Origin of the sequence: Amycolatopsis sp. SID8362 (genome assembly GCF_010550475.1) — a bacterium.
Classification (GTDB): Bacteria; Actinomycetota; Actinomycetes; order Mycobacteriales; family Pseudonocardiaceae; genus Amycolatopsis; species Amycolatopsis eburnea.
This window is the reverse complement of record NZ_JAAGNB010001116.1, coordinates 1-5,395: the sequence shown is the minus strand read 5'-3', so window position 1 is coordinate 5,395 and position 5,395 is coordinate 1. Positions and strand designations below refer to the sequence as shown.

The following is a 5,395-nucleotide window of genomic DNA, read 5'->3' as shown; positions in this document are numbered from 1 at the left end:
CCGCGGGTGCGCTTGCGCGGGGCCCGGGTGCGCTTGCGCGGCGCGTCCTCGGCATCCTCGCCGGGCTTGCCGCGGCCGCGGCCGCGCTTCTTGCCGCCCAGGTCCTCTTCCTCCTCGGCGGCCAGGCCCGCGCGGGTCCGGTTGGCCAGCGGCAGCCGGCCGGTGGTGCCTTCCGGGATGCCCAGGTCCTCGTACAGGTGCTTCGACGACGAGTACGTCTCCACCGGCTCCGGCTTGTCCAGCCCGAGGGTGTCCGAGATCAGCTTCCAGCGCGGCTCTTCGTCCCAGTCGACCAGCGTGACGGCGACACCGGTGCGGCCCGCGCGGCCGGTGCGGCCGATGCGGTGGACGTAGGTCTTCTCGTCGTCCGGGCACTGGTAGTTGATCACGTGCGTGACGTCGTCGATGTCGATGCCGCGCGCGGCGACGTCGGTCGCGACCAGCACGTCCACCTTGCCGGAGCGGAACGCGCGCAGCGCCTGCTCGCGGGCGCCCTGGCCCAGGTCGCCGTGCACGGCGGCGGCCGCGAAGCCGCGCTCGACCAGGTCGTCGGCCACCTTCTGCGCGGTGCGCTTGGTGCGGCTGAAGATCATCGTCAGGCCGCGGCCCTCGGCCTGCAGCACGCGGGCGATGACCTCGGGCTTGTCCATCGAATGCGCCCGGTAGACGAACTGGGTGGTGCGCTCGTGGATCGCGCTCGCGTCGTTCTCTTCGGCGCGGATGTGCGTCGGCTGGCGCAGGAACGTGCGGGCCAGCGTGATGATCGGGCCGGGCATGGTGGCCGAGAACAGCATGGTCTGCCGCTCGTCCGGCACCATCCGCAGGATGCGCTCGATGTCGGGCAGGAAGCCCAGGTCGAGCATCTCGTCGGCCTCGTCCAGCACGAGCCCGCGGACCTTGCCCAGCACCAGGTGCTGCTGCTCGGCCAGGTCCAGGAGGCGGCCCGGGGTGCCGATCACGACGTCGACGCCCTTGCGCAGCGCCTCGATCTGTGGCTCGTACGGGCGGCCGCCGTAGATGGCCAGTGTCCGGATGCCGAGGTGCTTGCCCGCGCCCTTGAGGTCGTTGGCGACCTGGATGCACAGCTCGCGGGTCGGCACCACGACGAGCACCTGCGGGGTGCCGTCGCCGGGGACCTGCACGCGGTGCAGCAGCGGGACGCCGAAGCCCAGCGTCTTGCCCATGCCGGTGCGGGCCTGGCCGATGAGGTCGTCGCCGGCCATCGCCAGCGGGAGCGTCAGCGCCTGGATCGCGAAGGTACGCTCGATGCCGGCCTCGCCGAGTGCCTTGACGATCTCCGGCTTGACGCCGAAGGACGCGAAGGTCGGGGCCTCGGGCTCGACCTCGACGCCCGCCTGCAGCGGGTGCGAGGTGTCGAGCGCGGCCGGGCCGGTCTCGCTGTGCTCCAGCGCGACGGCGGGGGTCTGTTCGGTTGTGGGAATTTCTGCGGTCAGGGTGATCGCCTCTCTCGTGACCAGCGCGCACAGCCGTGGGTCCGCTCGACACTCGACCGGGAGTAAACCCTGGTCCCTGGCGCTGATCTGGAGCGCGGAACCGGTCCGCCCCGGGAATGCCGGAAGAGGCGTGCACGCACATTGCAGTACGTCGGCAAGCCAACGTGACCTGCCTGTTCCCGACGCCGGTATGGCGTACGGAAGCTTCGATATCAAACGCAGTGTACCTGGTCAGCAGTTTTTCGACAGTACCCGGCGCGCCGGAACCAGTGGGATCGGTCTCGTCGCGGCACGCCCGGGTGCTTCGGCGATACCCTGACCGCCGTGACCGACCCGAAAGAGATCTCCGAAGGCGTAGTCGACCTGCTGGGTGTGATCGCCTACCTCGAACTGTCCGCCTTCGACCGGCTGGCCGAGGACGCCCGCAGTGCCCCGACGCTGGCCGGGCGCGCCGCGCTGGCGACCATGGCGGCCGCCGAGATCGGTCACTACGGGCTGCTGGCCCAGCACCTGGCCGCCCAGGGCGTCAAGATCGAGGAAGCGATGGCGCCGTTCGTGGCCCAGGTCGACGCCTGGCACGCCTCGACGCCGCCGAAGTCGTGGCTGGAATCGCTGGTCAAGGCCTACGTCGGCGACGGGCTGGCCGCGGACCTCTACCGGGAGATCGCCAGCTGGCTCGACCCGGAGACCAAGGACCTCGTGCTCACGGTCCTCGCCGACACCGGCCACTCCGCCTTCGCCGAACGCGAAGTGGCCGCCGGGATCGAAGCCGATCCCAAGACCCGCGACAAACTCGCCCTGTGGGGCCGCCGCCTGCTCGGCGAGGCACTGACCCAGGCCCAGTACGTCGTCGCCGAACGCGACGGCCTGGCCGAGCTCATCATCGGCGGCTCCGGCGACCTCTCCGGAATTGCGGCGCTGTTCCGGCGGTTGCAACAGGGGCACACCAAGCGCATGCAGGCGCTCGGCCTGGGCTGACCCCGATGGAGTACCCGGAATTGACGACGCGGTCAGGCGCGGTCATGCGCCACCGGAACGAGCCCGTTCGGTTAGCCTTGCCGAGCACATCCCTTACGAATTTCCAGCGGAGGTCCCACGTGGAGGTCAAGATCGGCATCAAGGACACACCGCGCGAGCTGGTGGTGTCCAGTGGCCAGTCTCCCGAAGAGGTGGAGAAGCTGGTCGCCGAGGCCCTGACGGCCGGTGACGGGCTCTTCCGCATCAGCGACGAGAAGGGGCGCAAGTACATCGTCCCGTCCGACCGCATCGCGTACGTCGAGATCGCCCCGTCCGACGTCCGGAAGGTCGGCTTCGGCGTCGGCGACTGACCCATCGCGGCACGAAGGCCACCCCGGGGACATCCCCAGGGTGGCCTTCACGCGTTGAGTTCCTCCAGCGACGTCGGCACGTGGAACGGCGGGGTGCTCGTGCCCATGATCCGGTAGCGGCCCCACGGGTCCGGATCCGACAGCTCGCCGTCCGCGGTGTGGGCGCCGGCGTGGATCGTCACCGGCTTCTTCTTGCCGCCCGCCAGCTTCGCCAGCTCCTCGTTCACCGCCACCCGGCCGTACCAGCGGTAGTAGCCGTCGATCGGCTGGAAGTAGCCGCGCAGCTCCACCGTCGCCGGCACGGAGACCCCGTCGACCACCAGCGTGGCCGAACCGCTGTAGCCGTCTTCGTCGTGCTCGCTCATGACGTCTCCTCCGCCTGCTCCGAAGCGCGGCCCAGCTGGACCACCTTGTTGGCTTCCAAGGGCAGGTTCGGGTCGATGACCACGCCGTTCTGGCGGGTCAGGCCGTCGATCGCCGCCCAGATGATCTGCGTCAGGTACTCCACGACCGAGTCGCGGCCCATCGAGCGGCGGTCCAGCCACCACTCGCCGGTGTTCTGGACCATGCCGACGATGCCGTGCGCCCACGGCTCGGCCGCGCCGGAGTCCATGTTGAACATCCGCATGTAGTCGCCGAGCAGCGCGGTCAGCGCCGACGCGATCAGTTCCTTGTCCTCGGCGACGACGTCCGACGACACCGGCTTCTCCGGCCGCCCGTGCGCGAGCAGCCGGTAGAGGTTGGGGTGCTCCTCGATCACGGTGAAGAACGCGTCGAGTGCCATCCGGATCCGGGGCACCGGCGCCAGCTCGGCGTTGATCGCCGGGATCAGCCGCTCGAAGAGGATCTCCGTGCCGCGCTGGCCGAGGGCGACGTAGAGGTCGGCCTTGTCGTCGAAGTGCCGGTACAGCACCGGTTTCGTGACGCCTGCCTCCGCGGCGACGTCCTCCATGCCGAGGTCGGGGCCGTGCGTGTCGAGCGCGCGCAGCGCCGCTTCGACGAACTCCTTGCGCCGCGCGATCCGGTGCTTGCGCCAGCGGTCGCGCCGGGCGTCACCGGTCGTCTCCTCGTCGCGCGAGGCCTTGCTGGACGGCTTGCCGGAGCGCTTGACACGTTCGATCACGGGGGTCATGCTACGCACAGGTAACTGTTACCTCAAGTTACACATTGCGGAAGGGGTGTCGGCAATGACGCGGACGCTGAAGGAACCGGACCGCGAGAAGACCGCGGACCGCCTGCTGAAGTCGTCGGCGAACAAGTTCTACGACCCGGACGTCGACATCGACTGGACCGCGCCGCTCGTCGAGGGCAAGCGGTTCATCCTGGACGAGCGCTCCTCGCTCTACGGCACCGAACTGTGGGACAAGCTGACCCCCGAACAGCGCATCGAGCTGGGCAAGCACGAGGTCGCCAGTGTCGCGACCACCGGACTGTGGTTCGAAATCCTCCTGATGCAGATGCTGCTCAAGGAGGTCTACGAAGAGGACCCGACGTCCGCGCACGCCCAGTTCGCGCTCACCGAGATCGCCGACGAATGCCGGCACTCGACGATGTTCGCGCGGATGGCGTCGCGCATCGGCTGCCCCGCCTACGGCCCCGTGCCGTGGCTGCGGCGCCTCGCGAAGCTGATGCCGACGATCTCCTACGGCCCGGCGCGCTACGGCGCGATCCTGGTCGCCGAAGAGGTCCTCGACCGGCTGCAGCGCGAGCAGATGAACGACGAAGGCGTGCAGCCGCTGGTCCGGATGGTCAACCGGATCCACGTACTCGAAGAGGCCCGGCACGTCACCTTCGCCCGCGAAGAGGTCACGCGCGGCATGGCGAAGCTGTCGAAGGCCGAGATCGCCTACCAGCAGTTCATCATCGCGCTCGTCTCGTACTTCGTGACGCGGGCGTTCATCAACCCGAACGTCTACAAGGCGGTCGGCATCCGGCCGCGCGACGGCGTCGAAGCGGCGCTGAACAACCCGCACTGGCAGGGGACGATCGCGTGGGCGGGGGAGAAGATCATGCCGTTCCTGCAGGAGTCCGGCCTGGTCGGGCTGCCCGGGAAGTACTTCTGGCGCAAGTCGTTCCTGCTCCCGGCGGGCCGGTGACCACCGCGTCGCGGCTGCGCGACCCCTCGCTCGCGCACCGGTTCGTCGCGAGCGACGGCGCCGCGCTGCACGTCGCGGAATCGGGTCCCGCCAGCTCGGCGGTCACGCTGGTGCTGGTGCACGGCTGGACGCAGGACCACCGGACGTGGGACTTCGTGCTGCCGCACCTGGACCCGGGCGTGCGCGTGCTGCGCTACGACCTGCGCGGCCACGGCGGTTCGGCGCACGCGCGCCCCGGCTCGGCCACGATCGCGCGGCTGGCCGACGACCTCGCCGAGCTGATCGCTTCGCGTGTCCCGGAAGGGCCGGTGGTGCTCGCCGGGCACTCGATGGGCGGCATGACGCTGATGGTGCTCGCCGAACGGCACCCGTCGCTGGTCCGGGACCGGCTGGCGGGCGCGGCGTTCGTGGCGACGTCGTCGGGGGACATGGACAAGCTGACGCTGGGGTTCCCCGGCCTGGCCGGGCGGAGCGTGACGCGCCTGGAGCCGCGGCTGGCCCGCCTGCTGGCGAGGCT

7 protein-coding genes are annotated in these 5,395 nt (G+C 70.0%); 4 read left to right on the top strand and 3 right to left on the bottom strand.

The window, feature by feature from the left end; genetic code table 11:
• On the bottom strand, window positions 1-1,361 hold a 1,361-nt coding region (locus tag G3I65_RS35055; protein ID WP_203612603.1), incomplete at its 3' end, for a DEAD/DEAH box helicase.
• A 417-nt stretch (window positions 1,362-1,778) separates the two neighbouring features.
• Here G3I65_RS35055 and G3I65_RS35050 point away from each other — a divergent pair.
• Window positions 1,779-2,432: a ferritin-like fold-containing protein gene (locus G3I65_RS35050; protein ID WP_160699905.1), complete on the top strand. Its 654-nt coding sequence runs from the start codon at window positions 1,779-1,781 to the stop codon at window positions 2,430-2,432.
• A gap of 119 nt (window positions 2,433-2,551) precedes the next feature.
• Window positions 2,552-2,782, top strand: coding sequence for a DUF3107 domain-containing protein (locus tag G3I65_RS35045; protein WP_125307071.1), 231 nt, complete (start codon window positions 2,552-2,554; stop codon window positions 2,780-2,782).
• Window positions 2,783-2,829: 47 nt separating this feature from the next.
• On the opposite strand, the gene G3I65_RS35040 is transcribed toward G3I65_RS35045, so the two are convergent.
• Together G3I65_RS35040 and G3I65_RS35035 are read right to left on the bottom strand one after the other, a co-directional pair.
• Window positions 2,830-3,147, bottom strand: a complete 318-nt coding sequence (locus tag G3I65_RS35040) for a DUF4873 domain-containing protein (protein WP_160699904.1) — start codon at window positions 3,145-3,147, stop codon at window positions 2,830-2,832.
• Window positions 3,144-3,914, bottom strand: a complete 771-nt coding sequence (locus G3I65_RS35035) for a TetR/AcrR family transcriptional regulator (RefSeq protein ID WP_160699903.1) — start codon at window positions 3,912-3,914, stop codon at window positions 3,144-3,146. Before G3I65_RS35035 ends, G3I65_RS35040 begins: the two co-directional genes overlap by 4 nt.
• A gap of 55 nt (window positions 3,915-3,969) precedes the next feature.
• Between G3I65_RS35035 and G3I65_RS35030 the strand changes: the two genes are divergently transcribed.
• Together G3I65_RS35030 and G3I65_RS35025 are read left to right on the top strand one after the other, a co-directional pair.
• Window positions 3,970-4,878: a diiron oxygenase gene (locus G3I65_RS35030; RefSeq protein WP_163046805.1), complete on the top strand. Its 909-nt coding sequence runs from the start codon at window positions 3,970-3,972 to the stop codon at window positions 4,876-4,878.
• Window positions 4,875-5,395, top strand: a 521-nt coding sequence (locus G3I65_RS35025; protein ID WP_160699901.1) for an alpha/beta fold hydrolase, incomplete at its 3' end; no start/stop codon positions are given. The genes G3I65_RS35030 and G3I65_RS35025, both read left to right, overlap by 4 nt.